This is a genomic window from Pseudomonas sp. UMAB-40, assembly GCF_900095275.1.
Lineage (GTDB): Bacteria > Pseudomonadota > Gammaproteobacteria > Pseudomonadales > Pseudomonadaceae > Aquipseudomonas > Aquipseudomonas mandelii_B.
Window position 1 is genome coordinate 1 of record NZ_LT607598.1, and the last position, 331, is coordinate 331.

At 45.6% G+C, this 331-nt stretch carries 1 pseudogene; it reads left to right on the forward strand.

The features are described 5' to 3' along the window. Positions 1–331: pseudogene (locus K0F88_RS31870) on the forward strand (hypothetical protein); the annotation flags it as partial.

Genomic DNA, 331 nt, shown 5'->3' on the forward strand with positions numbered 1-331 from the left:
GGGCGCGTGATTACTGAGCCTGAGCTTTCAGAGGCATTTGCGCGATATCTAGAGAATCCAGGAGCCGCCAGTCTTACTGGAAAAAAAGATTTTCTACTAAACCTCCGTCACCTATCTGGTTCGATGCTCACGAGATTAGTAGTAAGCGAAAATCAGCCTTTTGTTCGGTTATTTAACCCGTCTTTAGGTGATTTCGTACTCAACAGATATGCCAGTAACACCCCTGTTTTACGGCAGTGCTTTGGTAGCCTGAAGACACAATCTTCATTGAAGACGCTGAAGGATATGCAAGATAACAAGATAATCAGTGCTGGCGTGGCGACCGAAGTGA